The 22,156-nt window shown below is 68.8% G+C and carries 18 protein-coding genes; 10 read left to right on the top strand and 8 right to left on the bottom strand.

The genetic code is table 11. The features are described 5' to 3' along the window. Positions 1 to 194 precede the first annotated feature (194 nt). The 8 genes from V3328_RS26430 to V3328_RS26395 form a co-directional block, all read right to left on the bottom strand. Positions 195 to 953, bottom strand: coding sequence for a DUF2066 domain-containing protein (locus V3328_RS26430; protein WP_340332738.1), 759 nt, complete (start codon positions 951 to 953; stop codon positions 195 to 197). A 98-nt stretch (positions 954 to 1,051) separates the two neighbouring features. Next, positions 1,052 to 4,222: an efflux RND transporter permease subunit gene (locus V3328_RS26425; protein WP_340332737.1), complete on the bottom strand. Its 3,171-nt coding sequence runs from the start codon at positions 4,220 to 4,222 to the stop codon at positions 1,052 to 1,054. Between the two features lie 6 nt (positions 4,223 to 4,228). Beyond that, positions 4,229 to 5,896, bottom strand: coding sequence for an efflux RND transporter periplasmic adaptor subunit (locus tag V3328_RS26420; RefSeq protein ID WP_340332736.1), 1,668 nt, complete (start codon positions 5,894 to 5,896; stop codon positions 4,229 to 4,231). A 115-nt stretch (positions 5,897 to 6,011) separates the two neighbouring features. After that, positions 6,012 to 6,686 (bottom strand): nitroreductase family protein, encoded by a 675-nt coding sequence (locus tag V3328_RS26415; protein WP_340332735.1) that lies wholly within the window; start codon positions 6,684 to 6,686, stop codon positions 6,012 to 6,014. Between the two features lie 67 nt (positions 6,687 to 6,753). Then, positions 6,754 to 8,250, bottom strand: coding sequence for a gamma-glutamyltransferase (locus V3328_RS26410; protein ID WP_340332734.1), 1,497 nt, complete (start codon positions 8,248 to 8,250; stop codon positions 6,754 to 6,756). A gap of 18 nt (positions 8,251 to 8,268) precedes the next feature. Continuing rightward, complete coding sequence (locus V3328_RS26405; RefSeq protein WP_340332733.1) at positions 8,269 to 9,093, bottom strand: arylamine N-acetyltransferase family protein; 825 nt, start codon at positions 9,091 to 9,093, stop codon at positions 8,269 to 8,271. A gap of 84 nt (positions 9,094 to 9,177) precedes the next feature. Further along, positions 9,178 to 10,791 carry a phosphoenolpyruvate carboxykinase gene (locus tag V3328_RS26400; protein WP_340332732.1) on the bottom strand — a complete coding sequence of 538 codons (1,614 nt, stop codon included), beginning with the start codon at positions 10,789 to 10,791 and terminating at the stop codon, positions 9,178 to 9,180. A 240-nt stretch (positions 10,792 to 11,031) separates the two neighbouring features. Then, positions 11,032 to 11,778, bottom strand: a complete 747-nt coding sequence (locus V3328_RS26395; protein WP_340332731.1) for a HugZ family pyridoxamine 5'-phosphate oxidase — start codon at positions 11,776 to 11,778, stop codon at positions 11,032 to 11,034. A gap of 157 nt (positions 11,779 to 11,935) precedes the next feature. On the opposite strand from V3328_RS26395, the gene V3328_RS26390 reads away from it, so the two are divergent. The 10 genes from V3328_RS26390 to V3328_RS26605 all read left to right on the top strand — a co-directional run bounded on the left by V3328_RS26390 (position 11,936) and on the right by V3328_RS26605 (position 21,097). Beyond that, complete coding sequence (locus V3328_RS26390; RefSeq protein WP_340332730.1) at positions 11,936 to 12,634, top strand: response regulator; 699 nt, start codon at positions 11,936 to 11,938, stop codon at positions 12,632 to 12,634. 10 nt (positions 12,635 to 12,644) lie between these two features. Beyond that, a complete protein-coding gene (locus V3328_RS26385) occupies positions 12,645 to 14,453 on the top strand; it encodes a stimulus-sensing domain-containing protein (RefSeq protein WP_340332729.1) in 1,809 nt (602 codons plus the stop codon). Between the two features lie 12 nt (positions 14,454 to 14,465). Beyond that, positions 14,466 to 15,029, top strand: coding sequence for an HPr kinase/phosphorylase (locus V3328_RS26380; RefSeq protein ID WP_340332728.1), 564 nt, complete (start codon positions 14,466 to 14,468; stop codon positions 15,027 to 15,029). Between the two features lie 174 nt (positions 15,030 to 15,203). Then, entirely contained in the window at positions 15,204 to 15,608 is a 405-nt protein-coding gene (locus tag V3328_RS26375; RefSeq protein WP_340332727.1) for a PTS sugar transporter subunit IIA, read from the top strand. A 2-nt stretch (positions 15,609 to 15,610) separates the two neighbouring features. Continuing rightward, positions 15,611 to 15,925 carry an HPr family phosphocarrier protein gene (locus tag V3328_RS26370; protein ID WP_340332726.1) on the top strand — a complete coding sequence of 105 codons (315 nt, stop codon included), beginning with the start codon at positions 15,611 to 15,613 and terminating at the stop codon, positions 15,923 to 15,925. Positions 15,926 to 16,257: 332 nt separating this feature from the next. Then, a complete protein-coding gene (locus V3328_RS26365) occupies positions 16,258 to 17,685 on the top strand; it encodes a hypothetical protein (protein ID WP_340332740.1) in 1,428 nt (475 codons plus the stop codon). Between the two features lie 77 nt (positions 17,686 to 17,762). Next, a complete protein-coding gene (metK, locus tag V3328_RS26360; protein WP_340332725.1) occupies positions 17,763 to 18,953 on the top strand; it encodes a methionine adenosyltransferase in 1,191 nt (396 codons plus the stop codon). A gap of 30 nt (positions 18,954 to 18,983) precedes the next feature. Continuing rightward, positions 18,984 to 20,378 (top strand): adenosylhomocysteinase, encoded by a 1,395-nt coding sequence (gene ahcY / locus V3328_RS26355; protein ID WP_340332724.1) that lies wholly within the window; start codon positions 18,984 to 18,986, stop codon positions 20,376 to 20,378. Between the two features lie 150 nt (positions 20,379 to 20,528). After that, on the top strand, positions 20,529 to 20,810 hold the full coding sequence (locus V3328_RS26350; protein ID WP_340332723.1) for a hypothetical protein: 282 nt from the start codon (positions 20,529 to 20,531) through the stop codon (positions 20,808 to 20,810). Beyond that, a complete protein-coding gene (locus V3328_RS26605; RefSeq protein WP_378759370.1) occupies positions 20,711 to 21,097 on the top strand; it encodes a nucleotidyl transferase AbiEii/AbiGii toxin family protein in 387 nt (128 codons plus the stop codon). The genes V3328_RS26350 and V3328_RS26605 overlap by 100 nt, the downstream gene beginning before the upstream one ends. Positions 21,098 to 22,156: the final 1,059 nt, after the last annotated feature.

Raw genomic sequence — 22,156 nt, 5'->3', positions numbered from 1 at the left:
AGCGAGCGACCGGGACCAGGAATCACCCGGCGATGAGCGAGCGCAGCGAGCGACCGGGACCAGGAATTACCCGGCGATGAGCGAGCGCAGCGAGCGACCGGGACCAGGAATTACCCGGCGAGGAGCGAGCGCAGCGAGCGACCAGGATGCAGAATAGTCTCGGCGGGGAGGGAGCGCGGCCGGCGGCGCCGGCTTCACCGCGCCGTCTGTACCGGGGCGCCGTTTCCAGACAGGATCTGCGCGGCGCCGCCGATCGCGCTGCGGAACGCGGCATCGAAGCTGACGTCGCGGATTGCCCAGTCGTGGCCCCGCCCGCCGTCGTCGAGGTGCCACCGTGCCGCCCAGCCGAGCGTGTCCGGCTGCCAGACGAGGGTGCCGGTCAGCGGCAGGGCCGCGGGGCCAGCCCCGTTCGATTCCGGCAGCCTGACGTCCATGCCGTAGCGCTCCGCCGCCGCCTCCAGTGCCCCGCGCATGTCGCGGCCGCGGTCCGCATCGGCCGTCAGGGAAAAGCCGGACGTTCCGTTGCGCACGTCCACGCGCATGTCCAGGACGGGCCGCGGCTCGGGCCACGGTTCGCTGCCGAGGTCGCGCAGTGCCCGGTCGACGCGGCCGGGGTCGAAGGCGACGGTGAGGACGTGCGGCCGGTCGCGCGAGCCCTGCTCGTCGTGCACCGGAATCCCGGCCATGCGGTCGCGGTAGGTGAAGCCGGCGACCAGGTCACCGGCTCCCTCCGCGAGCGCCGCCACGGCCGGCTCGTCGGCAAGGCGGGGATTGCCCGAAACCTTGACCAGCACCTCGCGAAGGCACTGGGCGAAGCCGGCGGCGCGGCTCTCGGGGCCCTGCCCGGTGACGAGGGTCTGTGCGGCGTAGAGATCGGCCGCTGCCGCCGGTGCACAGGAGACGAACGTCAGGGCAAGGGCGAGGCAAGACAGGACTCTTGCTGGATCGTTCATGGGTCGGGCGCGTTCCGGCTCCGGCGGCCGCTATTGTCCCGGCCGGCCGCCCGCCGCAATCATATGCGCGCCCCGGCGCGCGGTCACGCGTCCGGCGGCTACTCCGCCGCCGTGCCGCCCGCGCCCGCGTTCGCGGCCGCCGCCTCGCGGGCCTCACGCCGGCGCTTGCCCGACAGGTGCTCGGCCACCCATTCGAACATCACGTAGAGGCCGGGGATCAGGATGATGCCGAAGAACGTCGCCGCCGCCATGCCGCCCAGCACGGTGAAGCCCATCGAGATGCGGCTTGCCGCGCCGGCGCCGCTGGCCAGCACCAGCGGCACGACGCCGAGCACGAAGGCGATCGCCGTCATCAGGACGGCCCGGAAGCGCATGTGGGCGCCCTCCATCGCCGCCTCGACCAGTGTCTTGCCGGCTTCGCGCTGTTCCTTGGAGAACTCGACGATCAGGATCGCGTTCTTCGCCGCCAGTCCTATCAGCAGCACCATGCCGATCTGGCAGTAGATGTTGTTGGCGATGCCGACATAGGCGATCGTCGCGATGGCGCCGAGCACCGCCACGGCCACCGACGTGATGACCGCGAACGGGATCGCCCAGCTCTCGTATTGGCCGACCAGGAACAGGTAGCCGAAGATGATCGCCAGCGCGAAGATCATGCCGACCTGGCCGCCGGCCGTCACCTCCTGGTAGGTCAGGCCGGACCATTCGTAGCTGTAGCCCTCCGGCAGGTTCTTCGCCGCGAGTTCCTCGAGCGCGGTGATCGTCTGGCCCGACGAATAGCCGGCCGCGGTGGAGCCGTTGATGGTTGCCGAGGCGAAGTTGTTGTAGCGCATCACCAGGGTGGGCGCGAGGTCCGGCTCGATGGTGGCAAGCGTCCGCACCGGCACCATCCGGCCGTCCTGATTGCGCACGTACAGGTTCAGGACGTCCTGGATCTCTGTACGGTACTGCTCGTCGGCGGCGAGGTTGACCTGGTAGGTGCGCCCGTAGGCGTTGAAGTCGTTGACGTAGAGCGAGCCGAGCTGCGCGCCGAGGGTCTGGAACAGCGTCGATACCGGCACCTTCAGGCTCTGCGCCTTGTCGCGGTCGACGTTCAGCAGCAGCGTCGGCACGCTGGCCGAAAAGGTCGAGTAGGCGCGGTCGATCGACGGGTCGCCGTTGGCGGCGACGACGAAGGACTGCATCACCGAGGCCAACTCCTCGGGCGACTGGCCGCCGAGAGCCTCGAGCTGCATGTCGAAGCCGCCGGTCGCGCCGATGCCGGGAATGGCCGGCGGCGGGAACGCCAGGATGTCGGCCTCGGCGATCTGCGAATAGGCGTTGCTGAGCGAGGTGTAGATGCCCTTCAGGCTCGTCTCCGGCGTCGTGCGCTCGTCCCACGGCTTGAACACGACCACCGCCAGCGCGGTGTTCGAGGCCGAGGCGCCCGACAGCAGCGAGTAGCCGTTCACCGTGATGACGTCGGAGACGCCCGGCGTCTGCTTGGCGATCTGCTCCACCTGGTTCACCACCTGCTGGGTGCGCGGCTGCGAGGCCGCGTCGGGCAGCTGGATGTTGACGAACAGCGCGCCCTGGTCCTCGGTGGGGATGAAGCCGGTCGGGGTGATCTTGAACAGGTAGCCGGCGCCAAGCCCGACCGCCAGGATGATCACGCCGGCGATCAGCGAGCGCCGCGCGATCGCCCCGACCAGGCCGGTGTAGCGGTTGCGGACCTTGTCGAGGCCGACGTTGAACCAGCGGAACGGCCCGCGCGCCTCGCGCGGCGGCCGCAGCACGACGGCGCACAGGGCCGGGCTGAGCGTCAGGGCGTTCAGGGCCGACAGCGACACCGCCGCGCAGATCGTCACGGCGAACTGCCGGTAGAGCTCGCCGGTGATGCCGGGCAGGAAGCCGACCGGCGCGAACACGGCGATCAGCACCAGCGTGGTGGCGATGATCGGGCCGGTGACCTGGCGCATCGACCGGTGCGCCGCCTCCTTGGCGGTGGTGCCTGGTTCCTCCTCCATGATGCGCTGGACGTTCTCCACCACGACGATCGCGTCGTCGACCACCAGGCCGATGGCCAGGATGATCGCGAACAGCGTGATGGTGTTGGCGGAGAAGCCCAGCGCCAGCAGGATGGCGAAGGTGCCGACCAGCGACACCGGGATCGTCAGCGCCGGTATCAGCGTCGCCCGCAGGTCCTGCAGGAAGATGAACACGACGGCCAGCACGATGAAGCCGGTCAGCACCAGCGTCATGATGATCTCGTGGATCGTCGCCGTCACGAAGGCGGTCGAGTCGTAGGTGACCACGTAGTCGACGTCGTCGGGGAAGCGCGACTTCAGCTTCTCGAGCTCGGCGCGGACGCCGTTGGCGACGCCGAGCGCGTTGGCGTTGGCCGACTGGTAGATCGCCAGCGTCGCCGCCGGCTTGCCGTTCAGCTGGCTGGTGGCCGCGTAGCTCTGTGCGCCCAGTTCGATCCGGGCGATGTCGCGCACGCGCACGATGCCGCCGTCGGAATTGGTGCGCACCACGATGTTGCCGAACTGGTCGGTGTTCACCAGCCGGCCCTCGGCCGTGATGTTGTACTGAAGAACCTGCTGGTTGGCGATCGGAGGGGCGCCGATCTGGCCGACGGCGGCCTGGATGTTCTGTTCCGAGATGGCGTTGTAGACGTCCTGCGGCGAGATCGACAGCGCCGCCATGCGGATGGGGTCCATCCAGATGCGCATCGAATAGTCGAGTTCGCCGAGGATCGAGGCGCTGCCGACGCCCTGGACGCGGGCGATCGGGTCCTGGACGTTGATCGTCGTGAAGTTCGACAGGAACAGGCCGTCGTAGGTCTCGTTGGGCGAGAAGATGTTGACGATCAGCAGGAAGCTCGGCTGCTGCGTGGTGACGGTGACGCCGAGGTCGGTGACGCTCTGCGGCAGCAGCGGCAGCGCCGCCTGCAGGCGGTTCTGCACGTTGACCTGCGCGATGTCGGGGTCGGTGCCGATGTCGAAGGAGACGCTGAGCGTGTAGGTGCCGACCGACGCGCTGGTCGAGGACATGTAGATCATGTTCTCGACGCCGTTGACCTGCTCCTCGATCGGGGCGGCCACCGTCTCGGCGATCGTTTCGGCGTCGGCGCCGGGATAGGTCGCCGAGACCTGCACCACCGGCGGCGTGATGTTGGGATACTGCGCCACCGGAATCACGGTGATCGCGATGGCGCCGACCAGGGTGATGACGATGGCCACGACCATCGCCAGGCGTGGCCGCTCGATGAAGACGGATGAGAACATGGGGCGTCAGCTCGCGGGCTTGGCAGTCTGCGGATTGACGACCATGCCGGGTTGAACCTTCTGGATGCCGTCGACGATGATTATCTGGCCCTGCGTGAGGCCGGCCGAGACGGCCCAGCCGGTCTGCATCTTCTCCGCCGTCTCGATCCGCTGGATCTGGGCGCGATTGTCCTTGTCGACGACGAGCACGTACGGCCCCTGCTTGTCCTGCAGGACCGCGCCGGCGGGAACGACGGGCATCGACTTCGCCTCGCCGACGGCGACGTTGACCGTGACGAACTGACCCGGAACGAGCACGAACTGCTTGTTGGGGAAGTCCGCGTACACCGCGATGGTGCCGGTGTTGGGATCGACCTCGTTGTCGATGAAGGAGATCTTGCCCTTGTCGCTGTAGGGCTGGCCGTTCGGCAGGATCAGCGTCGGGACGAAGTCGTTCCGCACATCCGTGTTCGGCGTGTCCATGGCGGCGGCCTCGGCAGCCAGCGCCTTGTTCACGTCCTGGTCCGGGGCGACCGGCGTGCCCCCCTTCGTTTCCGCGACGGGGGCCTCGGAGGATGCCGCATCGGTGCCCGCGGCACCGTCGGCGGTGTCTGCGGTCGCGGTGGTTGCAGTCGACGCGCCCGCGCTCGCCGTATCGTCCGACGTGGCGGGAGCGGATGTGGCCGGAGCGGACGTGGCGGGAGCCGGAGCGGCGGAACCCTCGGCCGTGCCGTCGGCATCTGCGCCGCCGGTGCCCGCAGCGGCGGTGCTGGAGCCGGACGAGGCGGCGCTGGAGGCGTCCGAACCCGAGGTGCCGGAGGTCGGGCTCTCGGTGCCCGCTGCAGCGCTGCCGGCGGACCCCGAGCCGCTCGCATCCGCTGCGCCCGAGGGCGCCGTCGCGGCGTTCTGTGCGCCCGTGCCGTCGCTGGCGTCCGCCGGGGCGCCGCCCTGGACGGATTCGACGACGTTCACGTAGTCGCGATCCGAAATCGAGAAGACGACCCGCATTGGGTCCATCTGGACCACTGTCGAAAGCGTGCCGGATGAGGGGCCGACGAGGTTGCCCAGCGTGTAGTTCGTCTTGCCGATGCGCCCGTCGATCGGCGAGATCACCTTGGTGTAGGAGAGGTTCAGCTGCGCCGTCTGGATCTGCGCATTGGCCTCGGCGATCTGGGCCTGCGAGTTCTGCACGTCGGCGTAGGCCTGGTCGCGGTCGGCCTGCGCCTTGTCCACCGCGGCCTGGGAGACGGTGTTGGACTTCAGAAGCGTCGTCTGCCGCTCCAGCGTCAGGTCGGCGTCCTGCAGCCGCGCCTGGGTGCCGGCCAGCGAGGCCTTGCCGGAGGCGAGCGAGGCCTGGGCGCCGGCCAGCGCCGCCTCGTAGGGCCCGGTCTCGATCTGGTAGAGCTGCTCGCCGCTCTTGACCATCGCGCCTTCCTTGAACTCGACCGACTCCAGGAAGCCCTCGACGCGCGCCTTCAGATCGGTCTGCTGGATCGCCTGGACGCGGCCGACGAATTGCGTCGACTTGGTTATCTCCTGGTTCCTGACGGCTTCGACGACGACAGCGGGAGCTGCCGGCTTGTCGCTCTGGCTGCTGCCCTGCTTGCTGTCCTGAGCAGTGGCGACGCCGGCGAAGCACATTGCCACGGTCAACCCCAGGCAGCCTGCCCCCGCGCGGTTGGTCCAAAGCCCCATTCAATCCTCCCGAGCCCACGGATGATTCCCAATGCACCGGCAATCTACAGTGACTTTGCCGTGCCGGGAAACCGCCTTCGGGCCAAAAGTGGCAATCGCTCCGATTATTTTGATGTCAAAGTTTGGTCGCGATCTGGGTCGCCGTCTTGCGGGAAATATCGGGCACGGCGCATCCGGCCGCGGGGTATCCGGCGACGACGAGCACGTAGGGCTTCTCGTTGTCGGGCCGGCCGCAGATCTGGTTGAGAAACCCCATCGGCGCCGGTGTATGGGTGAGCGTCGCCAGGCCGGCGTTGTGCAGGGCGGCGATCAGCAGGCCGACGGCGATGCCCACCGATTCCGGCACGTAGTAGTGCTTGATGCGGCGTCCGCCCTCTATCCCCCAGCGGGCGCCGAACACCGCGATCAGCCACGGCGCGGTCTCCAGGAACGGCTTGTCGGCGTCGGTTCCCAGCGGCGCCAGCGCCCCCAGCCACTCCGCGCCGGCCCGTCCGGCGTAGAACTCGCGCTCTTCCGCCTCCGCGGCCCGGCGGATCCGCGACTTCACGGCGGCATCGCCGATCATGGTGAAGTGCCAGGGCTGCTGGTTGGCGCCCGACGGCGCCGAGGCCGCCGTCATGACGCAGTCCTCGATCAGCGCGGCAGGCACCGGCCGGTCGGCGAACTCGCGCACCGTGCGCCGCCGCGCCATCAGGGCGCGGAAATCGCGGGCGCGCGCCGCCATCTCGGCCGGGTCGCGTTCGCGAAAATCGAGAGGCACCATCGCGGGGCGGTCGGCGGCTGCGCTCATGCTGTCCTCCCTGACGTCGCCGCGCGCAGGCTACCGCGGCGGCCTGCCGCCGTCATCCGCGCCGGCCTCACGCGATGCGGCTGGCGCCGCCGCGGCGGGGGTCGCCGGCGGCCTCGAAGCCGCCGCGGGCATTGCGTTCGGCGGCATGGACGCCGCCGAAATAGAGGTTGCGCTCCGGCCAGGCGAGATGGTCCGGGAACGCCGCCGTCAGCGCCTCGCGGACGCCGCCGGGAAACAGGTCCTCGAAGTCGAGCCGGCCGCGCTCCACATGCAGGCGCGGCGCCTCGATCGCCTCTGCGATCGGCATGCCGGCGAGGCAGCGGTTGGCGATCACCTGCAAAATCGCCGTGCGGATCCGGTTGGAACCGCCGGATCCCAGCGCCACCACCGCGCCGTCGCGGTGGACGGCGACGCACGGCGCCATCATCGAGCCGAGCCGCGTGGCGGTCCGCCAGCGATGGAAGCCGTCCGGATTGAGGTCGTCCTCGCCGAGGATGTTGTTGAGCATGAAGCCGCAGCCGGGCACCGGGCGGCCGTTGCCCTCGCCGTTCGACACGGTGGCCGCCGCCGCGTTGCCCTGGCGGTCGATGACGCTGACATGGGTGGTGCCGCGGCTGGTCGCCTGGGCCGGGCGCGGTGCCGCGCCGCCGAGCAGCCGGCCCGGATCCGTCGGCGCCTCGCGCCAGAACCGGTCGACCTCGTCGACGGCCCGGGCGCGCCCGATATGGTCCTCCGCCGCGCCGCTGTCGAGCCGCGCCAGCATCGCCGCCACGAGGGCGCCGCCGAGCGCTGGCGGCGGGTTCAGCCGCACCTCGTAGCCGCCCGCGGTGATCGGGATCGGGGCGCGCAACTCGACCGCATACGACCTGAGATCCTGCGCCGACAGATGGCCGCCGTGATCGGTCGAGACCGAGGCCATCGCCGCGGCGATCTCGCCCTCCGTGGCGATCCTCGGCCCTTCGCGGGCGATCGCGTCGATCGCCTCGCCGAGATCGCCGTTGCGCATCACCGCGCCCGCCTGCGGCAGCTTGCCGTCGAGGGTGAACAGCGCCTCGGCGCCGGCGGTCCAGCGGCAGATCGGCTCGACGACCTGCAGCAGGTAGGCCTGCAGCGGCCGGATCTCGACGCCGGTCCTGGCCGCATTGATCGCGGGCTCGGCGAGCCGCCGCATCGGCACCGAGCCGAGCGCCTCGTGAACGGCGAACAGGCCCGGCACGAAGCCCGGCACCGCGCTCGCCCCGGCGCCGACATGGAAGGCCTGCCGCGCGGTGCCGAAGTCGACCTCTATCTCGGCGAACTCGATCTCGTCCTCGCGCCTCCTGGCGGCAGGCGTCGCGGGAAAGAAATCAAATACCCGGCTCTGCCCGCCGGCCGGCCGGTCGGCCGACAGCGCGGTCAGGAAGCCGCCGCCGCCCGGGCTCGCCAGCACCGGCTCGCAGACGCAGGCCATCCACAGCGCGGCGATCGCCGCGTCGAACGCGTTGCCGCCCTCGGCGAGCACCTCGGCGCCCGCCTCGACGGTCAGCGGATGGCCCGCCGCGATCGCGCCGTGACGCTGGCTCATGGCGGCGGGGTCACCGGCTCACGCCTCGCCGCCTGCGATGCGGGCCAGCGCCGGCTCGAGCCCGGCATCGGCCGGCGGCACGATGCCGAATATGTCCGTGAGCGCGTCGCGCAGTTCGGCCGCGCTCGACAGGGTGCGCCGCTCGGTCTCGCCACCGAGCCTGTGCCGCGCCAGCGAGGTGTTGCTGAGCGCCCAGCGGCCGCCGGGGACCGGTCGGGCGGCGATCAGCCGGGTGACAAACGCCGAGGCGGGATGCGTCGACGTATAGAAGTTCGTCACTTCGTAGTCGGCAGTGGTCTGCGGCTGCAGGTCGAATCGGTAGATCGGTGTCCAGGTGTCGCCGATCAGGGCGTCGAGGCGGTATTCGCCGTCGCTGTCGGCAAGCCTGAAGGATTCGTGCGGCGTCCCCTGGACAAGGCCGGTGCGCAGCAGCAGCGGCCCGGTTGGCGTCATCCCGCCGAAGCCGACGTCGGCGATGGCGGGACCGTCCGCAAGCTCGACCTTCAGCACCATGTGGGTGCGCGCCGTCACGGTATCGGGCGGCAGGTTCATCACCACCCGCGCGGCGAGCCCCGTCACGCTGAACCCCAGCGCCGCGAGCGCGCGCTGCAGCAGCGCGTTGTGCTCGAAGCAGTAGCCGCCGCGCGAGGCGCCGACGAGCTTCTCCTGCAGCGAGGCGATGTCGAGCCTGACCGGGCGGCCGAGCAGCGGATCGAGGCTCTCGAACGGGATTGCCTGGGCGTGGGCGAGCGTCAGTCCGGCGAGCGTCGCCCGGCTCGCGGCCCGGTCGCCCGCATAGCCGATCCGCTTCAGATAGGCGTCAAGGTCGAATTCGCCGTTCATCGCTCGCCGCTCCGGAAGACGAGGGTATCGCGGCAACCGCGGGAGATGGCAAGGGCTCCTGCCGGGGAGCCGGTCGCGGCAGCCCTACTCGGCCGCCGCCTGCATGTCGGGCGCGGCTGCCCGCACCTCCGGGTCGACATGGCTGTCGAACTTGTCGAAATTCGCCTGGAACATGGCGACCAGCTTGCGGGCCTGCGCGTCGTAGGCGGCCGGATCTGCCCAGGTGGAGCGCGGGTCGAGGATGGCCGGGTCGATGCCCGACACCTCGATCGGCACCTCGAAGCCGAAGACCGGATCGGTGCGCATCGGCACCGAGCGCAGCGACCCGTCGAGCGCCGCCGTCAGCAGGCCGCGGGTCACCGAGATCGGCATCCGCCGGCCCTCGCCGTAGCGGCCGCCGGTCCAGCCCGTGTTCACCAGCCAGCAGGAAACGCCGTGGCGGGCGATCAGGTCGCGCAGAAGGTTGCCGTAGACGCTGGGATGGCGCGGCATGAACGGCGCGCCGAAGCAGGTCGAGAAGGTCGCCTCGGGTTCGGTCACGCCCTTCTCGGTGCCAGCCACCTTGGCGGTATAACCCGACAGGAAGTGGTACATGGCCTGGCTCGGCGACAGCTTCGCGATCGGCGGGATGACGCCGAAGGCGTCGCAGGTCAGCATGACGATGTTGGCGGGGTGGCCGGCGCGGCCGGTGGCGCTGGCATTGTCGATATAGTGCAGCGGGTAGGCGCAGCGGGTGTTCTCGGTCAGCCGGCCGTCGTTGAAGTCCGGCTCGCGGGACGTCTCGTCGAGGATGACGTTCTCCAGCACCGTGCCGAAGCGTTTCGTCGTCGCGTAGATCTGCGGCTCGGCTTCCTCCGACAGGTTGATCGTCTTGGCGTAGCAGCCGCCCTCGAAGTTGAAGATGCCGTCGCTGCCCCAGCCGTGCTCGTCGTCGCCGATCAGCGTGCGCGCCGGATCCGCCGAAAGCGTCGTCTTGCCGGTGCCCGACAGGCCGAAGAACACTGCCACGTCGCCGCCGTCGCCCGCGTTGGCCGAGCAGTGCATCGGCATGACGCCCCTGGCGGGCAGCAGGTAGTTGAGGACGGTGAACACCGATTTCTTCATCTCGCCGGCATAGGAGGTGCCGCCGATCAGGATCTCGCCGCGCGACAGGTCGCAGGCGATGACGGTCTCGCCGCGGCAGCCGTGCCGCTGCGGGTCGGCGCGGAAGCTCGGCAGGTCGACGATGGTCAGTTGCGGAACGAATCCGCGCAGATCTCCCCGGTCGGGACGGATCAGCAGGTGCCGGATGAACAGGGCGTGCCAGGCATGCTCGACGAACAGGCGCACCTGCAGGCGGTTCTTCGGATCGGCGCCGCCGTAGAGGTCCTGCGCGTAGAGGCGCCGTCCCGCCGCGTGGGCCAGCATGTCGGCGCGCAGCGTGTCGTAGTGCGGCTGCGACATTTCCCGGTTGTTGTCCCACCAGATGACCGGGTCGGTGGCATCGTCGCGGACGACGAACTTGTCCTTGGCGGAGCGTCCCGTGTGCTGGCCGGTTTCCACCGCGAATGCGCCCGAGCTGGTAAACTGGCCCTCGTTCGCCGCTGCCGCCGCCTCGAGGAGCTGCGGCTCGGTCCAGTTCCAGCGGACCTCGTCGAGACCGCTGAAACCGAATTGCTCCGCGCCAAACTCGGCATTCCGAGCACCGTTTTCCTTCACCTGCAGTCTCCCGCGTATCGCTCCGTCGGCTCATTCCGGTCCGGCGGCCGCCCGCTGGCCTCGATCGTCAAGCCGTTTCGTTGACAGTCTGCGTGCAGCCGGTCCTCGTGGCCCGCAGGCCGACCGGCAAAAGCGCTTCGATATCGGCCGCCGCCGCCCTGCGACCCGGCACGTGGCCGGGGAACCTAGACAATGCCATGGCAGGGAGCAAGCGACTCTGGCGTCCGCTTTCGCCCTCGCTCATGCGGCCATTCCGCGCGCCTGTCCCGCCAGCGCCACCAGCGTCTGCCGCAACTTTCCCGGCCCGTCTATCGGCGCGTCGAAATCGAGGCGCGCCGAGCGTCCCGCGCACGACATGTCGAGGCCGTGCGGATCGAGCCCGGTGAGCTTCCAGGGACCGTCGGGAAGGCCGAGCAGCCGGGTCGCGTAGAGCTGGACGGCGTCGGCATGGTCCTCGTTCATGTGCGCCACCGCGCCGGCCTCGCCGTCGGCCAGCGACGGCGGCGCGTCGACCAGCAGGTCGGTGCCGGCAATCGTGACGATCCGGCCGAAGCCCGCGACCAGGTGCGCGGCTTCGACGGCCATCCGGTAGAACGAGAAGTCCTTGAAGTCGGCGTAGCCGGAGGCTTCGGGATGGCGTGCCAGGAAACGGCTCCTGAGCCGCGGATCGGCGTCGGCGACGACCCGGCCGACGACCGTCAGCCGGGCGCCGGCGAGCGGGTCGCCCGCTTCGCCGCCCGGTTCCACCAGCAGGATCGAGGCGCGCGCGTCGCGCTTCAGGTTGCGCGTATGGACCGCAAGGTCCGACAGCAGCATGACCGGCTCGCCCGATATCGTGGTTGCCGCGGTGACCAGCGAGGTGAACGGATGGCCGTCCTCGCCGACCGTCCCCAGGCCGCCGGTCGATGCGGTGCGCAGCACGCGGCGGGCCGCCGCGAGGGCGTCGAACGTGTCCCGGCGGACGTCTTCCTGCTGGTCTTGGCCCATATTGCGTGTCTCCGATCGGCCCATGACAGGTGAAGGAATTCCCATTAAACTAAGACGCGACTATGGAAAACTGTTCGCTGCGCCGCCACATTTTCGCCGTGCGGACAATATGTCTGGCGTCCGGACGCACTGACAACAGCCGCGAGTCGCCCCAGAAATGCCGACAATCGCTCTCGTCGACGACGATCGCAACATCCTCACCTCGGTTTCCATGACTTTGGAGTCCGAGGGTTACCGGATCCTGACCTTCACCGACGGCGCATCCGCCCTCGAGGGGCTGAACGCGACGCCGCCCGATCTCGCCATCCTCGACATCAAGATGCCGCGGATGGACGGGATGGAGCTGCTCCGCCGGCTGCGGCAGAAGTCGGAGATGCCGGTCATCTTCCTCACCTCCAAGGACGAGGAGATCGACGAGCTGTTCGGTCTGAAGATGGGCGCCGACGACTTCATCAAGAAGCCGTTCTCCCAGCGCCTGCTCGTCGAGCGGGTCAAGGCCGTGCTGCGCCGGGCGAGCCCGCGCGAGGCGGCGGCGCCGCGCGAGGAGGGCTCCAAGGCGATCGAGCGCGGCCAGCTGATGATGGATCCGGAGCGCCACACCTGCACCTGGGGCAGCCTGCCGGTGACGCTGACCGTCACCGAGTTCCTGATCCTCCAGGCGCTGGCCCAGCGGCCCGGCGTGGTGAAGAGCCGCAACGCCCTGATGGACGCCGCCTACGACGACCAGGTCTATGTGGACGACCGCACCATCGACAGCCACATCAAACGGCTGCGCAAGAAGTTCAAGGCGGTCGACAAGGGGTTCGACATGATCGAGACGCTGTACGGCGTCGGCTACCGGTTCAAGGAGGCCTGACCGGGAACGTATGGCGGTCGAGGCGGAACAGGGCTGGCGCCGGGGGGAGGATACCCGCGACGACGAGACCGATGACGCGCGCACCGGCTCCTCGACGGGGGGATTGCGCCGTATCGGCAGCTATCTCACCGACCACGCCTTCTCCAGCCTGTCCCGCCGCATCGCCATCCTCAACCTGGCCGGCCTGGTGGCGATGGTCTCGGCCATCCTCTACCTCAACCAGTTCCGCGAAGGCCTGATTGACGCGCGCGTCGAAAGCCTGCTGACCCAGGGCGAGATCATCGCCGGGGCCATAGCCTCCTCCAGCACCTACGATCCGGGCGCACTGACGATCGACCCCGAGATCCTGCTGAAGCTCGGACAGGGCCAGTCGCTGGCGCCCACCGAGGAACAGCTCGGCGTCATCGACTTCCTCATCAATCCCGAGCAGGTCGCGCCGATCCTGCGCCGGCTGATCTCGCCGACGCGCACCCGCGCCCGCATCTACGACCGGGACGGCTTCCTGATCCTCGATTCCCGGCACATCTTCTCGCGCGGCCAGATTCTCGCCTACGAGTTGCCGCCGCCCGGCAGTGCCAAGCCCGGCGCCCTCGAGCGCGTCTGGAACGACGTCCGGCGCTGGTTCAGGCGCGGCGATCTGCCGGTCTACGAGGAGGTCGGCCCGGATGCCGGGCGCAGCTACGCGGAAGTCGACGCGGCGCTGAACGGCGCCTCGGCAAGCGTCGTGCGGGTCAACGACAAGGGCGAGATGATCGTCTCCGTCGCCGTGCCGATCCAGCGGTTCCGCGCCGTGCACGGGGCGCTGCTGCTGTCCACGCAGGGCGGCGACATCGACGCCATCGTCGCCGCCGAGCGCATGGCGATCCTGCGCATCTTCCTGGTCGCCGCCGTGGTCGTGCTGGGGCTGTCGATGCTGCTTGCCTCGACGATCGCCGGGCCGGTGCACAAGCTGGCCGCCGCCGCCGAACGGGTCCGCTACGGCACCAAGGCGCGTGCCGAGATCCCCGACTTCACCGACCGGCACGACGAGATCGGCCACCTCTCCCATGCGCTGCGTGACATGACCAAGGCCCTCTACCGGCGCATCGAGGCGATCGAGAGCTTCGCCGCCGACGTCGCGCACGAACTGAAGAACCCGCTGACCTCGCTGAGGAGCGCGGTGGAGACGCTGCCGCGCGCCCGCACCAAGGCCGACCGCGAGCGGCTGATCGCCATCGTCCAGCAGGACGTCGAGCGGCTCAACCGGCTGATCACCGACATTTCCGACGCCTCCCGCCTCGATGCCGAGCTCGCCCGCACCGATTCAGAGCCCGTCGACATGGTGAGGCTGCTGGAGACCGTGGTGGCGCTGTTCAACGACATGCGCCGCGACGAGACGGAGCCCGAGGTGGTGCTGACGATCGCCGACGCCGATGAGCCGGCGACCTACTACGTCAACGGGCACGACACGCGGCTCGGCCAGGTCGTCAACAACCTGGTCGACAACGCCAAGTCGTTCTCGCCGCCCGGCGCGACGGTGCGGGTCTCCGCGCGGCGCGTGCGCCGCGAGATCGAGATCACCATCGACGACGACGGCCCGGGCATCCCCGAGGAGAACGCGCAGCGGATGTTCGAGCGCTTCTACACCGATCGCGGCGACAACGCCGCCTTCGGCAGCCATTCCGGCCTCGGCCTATCGATCTCGCGGCAGATCGTCGAGGCGATCGGCGGCCGGATCTGGGCCGAGAACCGGCTGGCGCCGCCGTCGCCGGAGGCGCCGGACCGGACCGGCAAGGTGCTGGGCGCCCGGTTCATCGTCCGCCTTCCCGCAGCCGGCTGACGGGGCGCCGGCATGACGCCTGCACCCGGTCCGGAAGCGCCCGCCGCCCAGAGGCCCGCCCCCGTGTCGCCCGCTCCGATGTCGCTCGTGCAGGCAACCTGCGTGCTGGTCGGTGCCGGCGCGGTGCTGATCCGCGGCGCCCCGGGATCGGGCAAGAGCTCGCTCGCCGCCGCCCTGCTGGCGCTGTCGGGCCCGGGCCGGCTGGTCCGCCTGGTCGCCGACGACGCCGTCCTCGTGCGGGCCGCCTCCGGCCGCCTGGTCGCCGTCGCGCCGGCGCCGATCCGCGGGGCGATGGAGGTGCGCGGGCTCGGGATCGTGCCGACCTCCTTCGAGCCGCGCGCCGTGGTCAGGCTGGTCGCCGACCTGGTCGCCGCGGACAGGATCGAGCGGCTGCCGGCCGGCGCCGATGCGCGGGCGGTGCTGTGCGGCGTGGACCTGCCCCGGCTCGCGCTGCCGGCCGGCGATCCCGCGGCGCGGGAGCGCATCGTTGCCGCGCTTGCGCTCGCCGGCGGCGATCGCCCGGCCGGCGCGGCTCCCGAAATCGCTGCGATGCACAAAGACAGCATTCGGGCTTGAAACCGTGGCTCGGACCGGGTCAAGATGCGCCGGTTCGCGGCCCGGCGGTCGCGGCGATGCGCGAGCTGCAGGTAGAACGACTCTCGAACGGACTGTCCCGCTGCGCCAGGGCGCTCGGATCGGCACACGGAATCGCCTGGGACTGCAGGCAATCGGAACCCAAGCTGACAACGCATGATCGGACTAGTCGTCGTCACCCACGGCCGTCTTGCCGCCGAATTCCGCGCCGCCGTCGAGCACGTGGTCGGCCCGCAGGATCGCTTCGAGACCATATCGATCGGGCCGGATGACGATATGGAGCAGCGCCGCAACGACATCCTCGCCGCCGTCAACAAGGTCGACGACGGGGGCGGCGTGATCGTGCTCACCGACATGTTCGGCGGCACCCCGTCCAACCTGGCGATATCCGTCATGGAAAACGCCAACGTCGAGGTCGTCGCAGGCGTCAACCTGCCGATGCTGATCAAGCTCGCCAGCATCCGCGGCGACACCGGGCTGAAGGACGCCGCGGCCATGGCCCGCGACGCCGGACGCAAGTATATCAGCGTCGCCAGCGAGGTCCTGTCCGGCGGCAAGTAGGCATGAACGAGATTCCCAGCGTCCCCGGCGCCGGCGACAGGGCCGGCGATCCGCTCACCCGTACCGTCGAGATCTGCAACCAGCGCGGCCTGCACGCCCGGGCCTCGGCGAAGTTCGTCAAGCTCGCCGGCACCTTCGACGCCCGCGTCACCGTGACCCGCGACGACCAGACCGTCGCCGGCACCTCGATCATGGGACTGCTGGTGCTTGGTGCCGCTCCGGGCTGCCGGATCGAGATCGCCGCGACCGGTCCGCAGGCGCGGGCCGCGGTCGAGGCGTTGTCGCAGCTCGTCGAGACCCGATTCGGCGAAGAGTAGGGCCGTCGCCCCCCGCAGCCGCGCCGCCGGAAGCCCGGGGGCGCCGCGTCGAGAATTCGCTCTTTTCCCCCAATTTGCACGGCCTTCGCGGCGCACCTCGGGCCGCCTGCGGCCGCTGCCGGCGGGTGGGACTTGACCTCACCCACCCTCTGCCCACATATTCCGCCTTGGGATTCCGCCCACGAAAATTGTGGGAAAGATTTTCTTTGACAAGGCCCGGGCGATTTGCCCCTGATATGGGCAACAAGGAAAATCATGTCGGGAGGATTTGCGCCGTGTCGGGACACGCAGCGTTGCTTACCGAGATCGGCCGGTACTGCAAGCAGCACCAGATGGCCGAGTCGACCTTCGGCCGCCTTGCGGTCAATGACGGCAAGCTCGTCGCGCGGCTGCGCGACGGCAAGAGCGTCACCCTCCACACGCTCGAGCGGCTGCAGCAGTTCATGCGCTCCGCCAGCCCCGACGGCGCCGGCGAGGAGAGCGAGGCCATGCCCGGACCGGACGACTCCGTCGAACATTTGGAGACTGCCGCCGCGGCCGGACCTGGCGCTGCGTCCGCAGCGCGCACGGCACCGGACGCCGGCGCCGCATCGGCCGGCGCGCCCCCGCCGGACGCCGATCCGGATCCCGAGACCCAGGAAGGCAAGAACTTCCGGTTCTTCGACAACCGCCAGAAGTACCTGATGTTCGTCAACACCTGCTCGGAGAAGTGGGTGGTCGCCAACCGGGTGGCGATGGAGCTGGCGCACATCCATCCCTCGCCGCCGGCGGTGCGCGTCTTCGATGCGGGGCTCGGCGACGGAACGGTGCTGACGCGGCTGATGCGCGCCATGCACAACCGGTTCCCGACCATGCCGCACTACATCTCCGGCAAGGAGATCAGCCTGGAGGACATCCGGCTGGCGCTGGAGAAGATGCCGGACCGCTTCAACGAGCATCCCGCCAGCGTGCTGGTGTTCACCAACATGTACTATTCGGAGGCGCCCTGGCTGCGGGTCCGCTCGCCGGCCGCCGCCGCCAGCCTGGTCTGGCACGAGGTGGCGCTGGAGGGGTCCTCCTCGTTCGACTTCGAGGAGCAGATCACCGCGCTGCAGCCCTTCCTGGCCGAGCACTGGCAGGCCAAGACCAGCGCCAAGACCGGCAACCCGATCTACGAGCGGCCGGTGGTGCTGGTCATCTACCGGCGCGACCACAAGTTCCTGCTCGATTCGGTGATCCCGAAGCCAGGCACGACGCATGCGGACTTCGACATGATCATCGCCTCGCAGCCCTACCGGCTGCGGGTCCCGGCCGAGTTCAAGGCCAGCAAGGTCGTCGCGCCGCTTGCCCGCGCGCTCGGTCCCGGCGGCCGGCTGGTCGGCATCCACAGCCACGGCAACGATCCGGGCCTGGAGATCGTCCAGAAGGTGTGGCCGGACGAGCAGCCCTACCGCAACGATCGCCACGACATCCTCAAGGCGGTGAAGGACATCCTCGGGTCGACCAACCGCGACCTGAAGTACAACGCCTATTCGGATGCCCGCTCGGTGTTCCGCTACGACATGCACACCCTGCCCAACGAACTGGCCGGCGCGATCGGCACGTCGACCCTGTTTGCGGCCTGGAATGCGGCAATTTACGTCGCCCAGATCGAGGACGAACGCCTCAGCGGCGTGGTAAAGGACGGACGCTACATCGACGCGACGGCCGAGGTCCTGCGCAAGCATGGCGGGCTGTGGTTCAACGACGAGACCTACGTGATCTCGCGCAGGCAGGCCTGACGGCCCGCCGCCCTCGCGCCGGTTGCGCGAGGGAACGAGACAATCAGACGAGACAACCCGAAGAAGAGAGGCGACCCATGTCCGACGAATATCTGTTCACCAGCGAATCGGTGTCCGAAGGCCACCCCGACAAGGTCTGCGACCGCATCTCGGACGAGGTCGTGGATGCCTTTTTCGATATCGCGATCAAGGAGGGCTGGGACCCGAGCCAGGTGCGCGTCGCCTGCGAGACGCTGACGACCACCAACCGCGTCGTCATCGCCGGCGAGACGCGCGGCCCGTCCTCCATCACCAAGGACCTGATCGCCCACACCGCCCGCATGGCGATCCGCGACATCGGCTACGAGCAGGCCGGCTTCCACTGGGAGAACGCCGACGTGGAGGTGCTGCTGCACTCGCAGTCGGCCGACATCGCCCAGGGTGTCGACGCGGGCAGCGACAAGGACGAGGGCGCAGGCGACCAGGGCATCATGTTCGGCTACGCCTGCAAGGAGACGCCGGAGCTGATGCCGGCGCCGATCTACTACTCGCACAAGATCCTCAAGCTGATGGCCGATGCCCGCAAGTCCGGCGAATCCGGCATGCTCGGCCCGGACTCCAAGAGCCAGCTCACCCTGCGCTACGTCGACGGCAAGCCCGTCGAGGTCACCCAGGTGGTGATCTCCACCCAGCATCTCGACGAGAAGCTGACCTCGCACGACATCCGCTCGATCGTCGAGCCCTACGTGCGCGGCGCGCTGCCCGACGGCTGGCTCACCGGCAGCACCGTCTGGCACATCAATCCCACCGGCAAGTTCGTGATCGGCGGGCCTGACGGCGACTGCGGCCTGACCGGCCGCAAGATCATCGTCGATACCTATGGCGGCGCCGCCCCGCACGGCGGTGGCGCGTTCTCCGGCAAGGATCCCACCAAGGTCGACCGCTCGGCCGCCTATGCCGCGCGCTACCTCGCCAAGAATGTCGTCGCGGCCGGTCTTGCCGAGCGCTGCACCATCCAGCTGTCCTACGCGATCGGCGTCGCCGATCCGCTCGCGGTCTACGTCAACCTGCACGACACCGGCGAGATCGCCGAGGACAAGCTCGCCTCCATGCTGCGCCAGACGCTGGACCTGCGGCCGCGCGGCATTCGCGAGCATCTCAAGCTCAACCGGCCGATCTACGCCCGCACCTCCGCCTACGGCCACTTCGGCCGCCCGGCCGAGGAGGACGGTGGCTTCTCCTGGGAGAAGGACGATCTGGCCGATTCCATCCGCTCGGCCGCAGCCTGAGCCCGTACCGATACAAAGAAGGAAGCCATTATGAGTAATGATTATGTCGTGAAGGATCTCGGGCTGGCGGAGTGGGGCCGCAAGGAGATCGAGATCGCGGAGACCGAGATGCCGGGCCTGATGGCCACGCGCGAGGAATACGGCGCTTCGCAGCCGCTCAAGGGCGCGCGGATCTCGGGATCGCTGCACATGACGATCCAGACGGCCGTGCTGATCGAGACGCTGCAGGCGCTCGGCGCCGACGTGCGCTGGGCCTCGTGCAACATCTTCTCCACGCAGGACCATGCGGCCGCCGCCATTGCGGCTGCGGGGACGCCGGTGTTCGCGGTGAAGGGCGAGACCCTGGTCGAGTACTGGGACTACATCGACCGGATCTTCGACTTCGGATCCGGCGAGGTCGCCAACATGATCCTCGACGACGGCGGCGACGCGACGCTCTACATCCTGCTCGGCGCCCGTGCCGAGGCCGACGGCGGGTCGCTGCCGGAGCCGACCAGCGAGGAGGAGGAGGCGCTCTACGCGCAGATCCGCAAGCGGATCGCCGCGACGCCGGGCTGGTTCGCGAAGGTCAAGGCGTCGATCAAGGGCGTCAGCGAGGAGACGACGACCGGCGTACTGCGTCTCTACGAGATGCAGAAGAAGGGCGACCTGCCGTTCCCGGCGATCAACGTCAACGACTCCGTCACCAAGTCGAAGTTCGACAACAAGTACGGCTGCCGCGAGAGCCTCGTCGACGGCATCCGTCGGGCGACCGACGTGATGATGGCCGGCAAGGTCGCGCTGGTCGCCGGCTACGGCGACGTCGGCAAGGGCTCGGCCCAGTCGCTGCGCGGCGCCGGCGCCCGCGTCGTGGTCACCGAGATCGACCCGATCTGTGCGCTGCAGGCGGCGATGGACGGCTTCAAGGTCGAGACGATGGAGGAGGCGGCGCCGCACGCCGACATTTTCGTCACCGCGACCGGCAACAAGGACGTGCTGACGGTCGACCACATGCGCGCCATGAAGGACATGGCGATCGTCTGCAACATCGGCCACTTCGACAACGAGATCCAGGTCGCAGGGCTGAAGAACTACAAGTGGACGAACATCAAGCCGCAGGTCGACATGATCGAGTTCCCTGACGGCAAGCGGATGATCCTCCTGTCGGAGGGCCGTCTGGTGAACCTCGGCAATGCCACGGGCCATCCGAGCTTCGTGATGTCTGCCTCGTTCACCAACCAGACGCTGGCGCAGATCGAGCTGTGGACCAACGGCGGCCAGTACGAGAACAAGGTCTACGTGCTGCCCAAGCACCTCGACGAGAAGGTCGCGAGCCTCCACCTGGAGAAGCTCGGGGTCAGCCTGACCAAGCTGACGCCGGAGCAGTCGGCCTATATCGGCGTGGCGCCGGAAGGCCCGTTCAAGACCGACCAGTACCGCTACTGACGCCTGCTCTTCAAGGCGACCGAAACGGCCGGGCCATCGCCCGGTCGTTTTGCGTTCTGTGCAACTCGTTCCCGTGATCGCGGCGAACGATCGCCGGCGATCGGCCCGAAAATTGATACGTGATGGCCAAAGGCATATATGGCCGTTGTCATGACTAGGAAGTTCGAGCCCGCTATCGTCCTCTCGACGGTCAATGCGCCTTACCGCACTCCGCTGAACGGCGAGGCGCTTGCGCATTGCCTGAAGGACCCTTCTTTGGCCAGATCCAGGCCGGGGCACCTCTCGTCGTTCTTCGGTGAGGTCGATGCCTCGCTGCAGTTCGAGTTTGCTGAGTGCTACGGCATAGCGGCTTCGGAGCTGATTGCTGCCGCTCGGGAGTTCGCGAACTACTCCGGCGAATCGTACCCGCTTGCCGCTCTCGCAGCCGATTGAACCACGATTCCAACTGGCAAAGCCTCTTTCGTGACGCGATTTCGCTGATCGAGCAGACGGGCGTCGTTGACCATTGGACGCTTGGCGGTGGCACGGCCTTGATGATCCGGATCGATCATCGAGTGTCGCACGATGTCGACAACTTCATCGAAGATCCTCAGCTTCTGCCCTACCTCGACTTGGCAAAAACGACTACCGCCTGTCCCGAGTGCCGACCGACTATCGATCAGACGGGGCCAGATTCTCAAAAATCGTATTCGAGGGAATTGGCGAGATCGACTTTATAGTCGGTGCCGAAATGACCGAGTATCCCTACTCTGTCACGAACTCAAGCACCCGTTCGTACGCGAAGCGATAGGTGAGTTGGCGATACGAGACGGATTCAGGAATCTCGCCGACGACGCACCGGAAATCGCGCGCGACATTCTCAAGCGCGCGCTGGATCGTTAGGCTTCACCCGGGCAATTTCTGCCCGCCAGCAGATCGACCGGTAGCCGATCAACCTTCGCGGGCGCTGCGAAAACGTTCTGCGTCCGTTTTGCGCGGCCGGAGGATCGCAGGTCACGGTCTGTCCACCTTATCCGAGACGGGGACCATGGCCCGCCCGCATGGCTCGAGACGCGGGCGATTGCCCGCTCCTCACCTTGAGGGCTATGTGTGTGGCGCGGTACCAAAGCCATCGCAATACTATTCACATCAAGCGAGCCTCAAGGTGAGGTGGCGCGAAAGCGCCCGTCTCGAGCCACGAGGCGCGGGCGTATGGTGGCGAGACATTTGCCGCGTACCACAACGGGCCGTCATGGCCGGGCTCGTCCCGGCCATCCACGTCTTCTCTCCGGTGGCCGCCGTGCGTGGAAGCCCGGCGCGGGACCGGGCATGGCGGCTGAGGCGGGTCGCGTTCCCTGCGCTCCGTGTCGATGTCGGCGGCAGCCCGGGGTGACGCCCGGGCCCGTGAGGCGTGCCCGCTGTCCCGCAGACCAAACCGAGCCTCATGGTGAGGAAGCCGCGCCAGCGGCTGTCTCGAACCACGAGGCGCGGGCGTATGGTGGCGAGACATTTGCCACGTACCACAACGGACCGTCATGGCCGGGCTCGTCCCGGCCATCCACGTCTTCTCTGCCGCGACCGCCGTTCGTGAATGCCCGGCGCAAGGCCGGGCATGGCGGCTGAGGCGGGTCGCGTTCCCTGCGCTCCATGTCGATGTCGGCGGCAGCACCAGTCGGCGCCCGGCCCGCGTGGCGTGCCGGCTGTCCCGCAGACCAAACCGAGCCTCATGGTGAGCGACTGTCTTGTTGGTCAAGCTGTCTGCCATGGTTTCTGGTCCCTGAGGATGGCGTTGAGGATGG

Source organism: Microbaculum marinum (genome assembly GCF_037855135.1).
Classification (GTDB): Bacteria; Pseudomonadota; Alphaproteobacteria; order Rhizobiales; family Tepidamorphaceae; genus Microbaculum; species Microbaculum marinum.
This window is presented reverse-complemented; position numbering and strand designations above follow the sequence as displayed.

Coding starts and splice junctions, on each gene's coding strand:
- V3328_RS26430 (WP_340332738.1), bottom strand. CDS start 953: ATGAACGATCCAGCAAGAGTCCTGTCTTGCCTCGCCCTTGCCCTGACG.
- V3328_RS26425 (WP_340332737.1), bottom strand. CDS start 4,222: ATGTTCTCATCCGTCTTCATCGAGCGGCCACGCCTGGCGATGGTCGTG.
- V3328_RS26420 (WP_340332736.1), bottom strand. CDS start 5,896: ATGGGGCTTTGGACCAACCGCGCGGGGGCAGGCTGCCTGGGGTTGACC.
- V3328_RS26415 (WP_340332735.1), bottom strand. CDS start 6,686: ATGAGCGCAGCCGCCGACCGCCCCGCGATGGTGCCTCTCGATTTTCGC.
- V3328_RS26410 (WP_340332734.1), bottom strand. CDS start 8,250: ATGAGCCAGCGTCACGGCGCGATCGCGGCGGGCCATCCGCTGACCGTC.
- V3328_RS26405 (WP_340332733.1), bottom strand. CDS start 9,093: ATGAACGGCGAATTCGACCTTGACGCCTATCTGAAGCGGATCGGCTAT.
- V3328_RS26395 (WP_340332731.1), bottom strand. CDS start 11,778: ATGGGCCAAGACCAGCAGGAAGACGTCCGCCGGGACACGTTCGACGCC.
- V3328_RS26390 (WP_340332730.1), top strand. CDS start 11,936: ATGCCGACAATCGCTCTCGTCGACGACGATCGCAACATCCTCACCTCG.
- V3328_RS26385 (WP_340332729.1), top strand. CDS start 12,645: ATGGCGGTCGAGGCGGAACAGGGCTGGCGCCGGGGGGAGGATACCCGC.
- V3328_RS26380 (WP_340332728.1), top strand. CDS start 14,466: ATGACGCCTGCACCCGGTCCGGAAGCGCCCGCCGCCCAGAGGCCCGCC.
- V3328_RS26375 (WP_340332727.1), top strand. CDS start 15,204: ATGATCGGACTAGTCGTCGTCACCCACGGCCGTCTTGCCGCCGAATTC.
- V3328_RS26370 (WP_340332726.1), top strand. CDS start 15,611: ATGAACGAGATTCCCAGCGTCCCCGGCGCCGGCGACAGGGCCGGCGAT.
- V3328_RS26365 (WP_340332740.1), top strand. CDS start 16,258: ATGGCCGAGTCGACCTTCGGCCGCCTTGCGGTCAATGACGGCAAGCTC.
- metK (WP_340332725.1), top strand. CDS start 17,763: ATGTCCGACGAATATCTGTTCACCAGCGAATCGGTGTCCGAAGGCCAC.
- ahcY (WP_340332724.1), top strand. CDS start 18,984: ATGAGTAATGATTATGTCGTGAAGGATCTCGGGCTGGCGGAGTGGGGC.
- V3328_RS26350 (WP_340332723.1), top strand. CDS start 20,529: ATGACTAGGAAGTTCGAGCCCGCTATCGTCCTCTCGACGGTCAATGCG.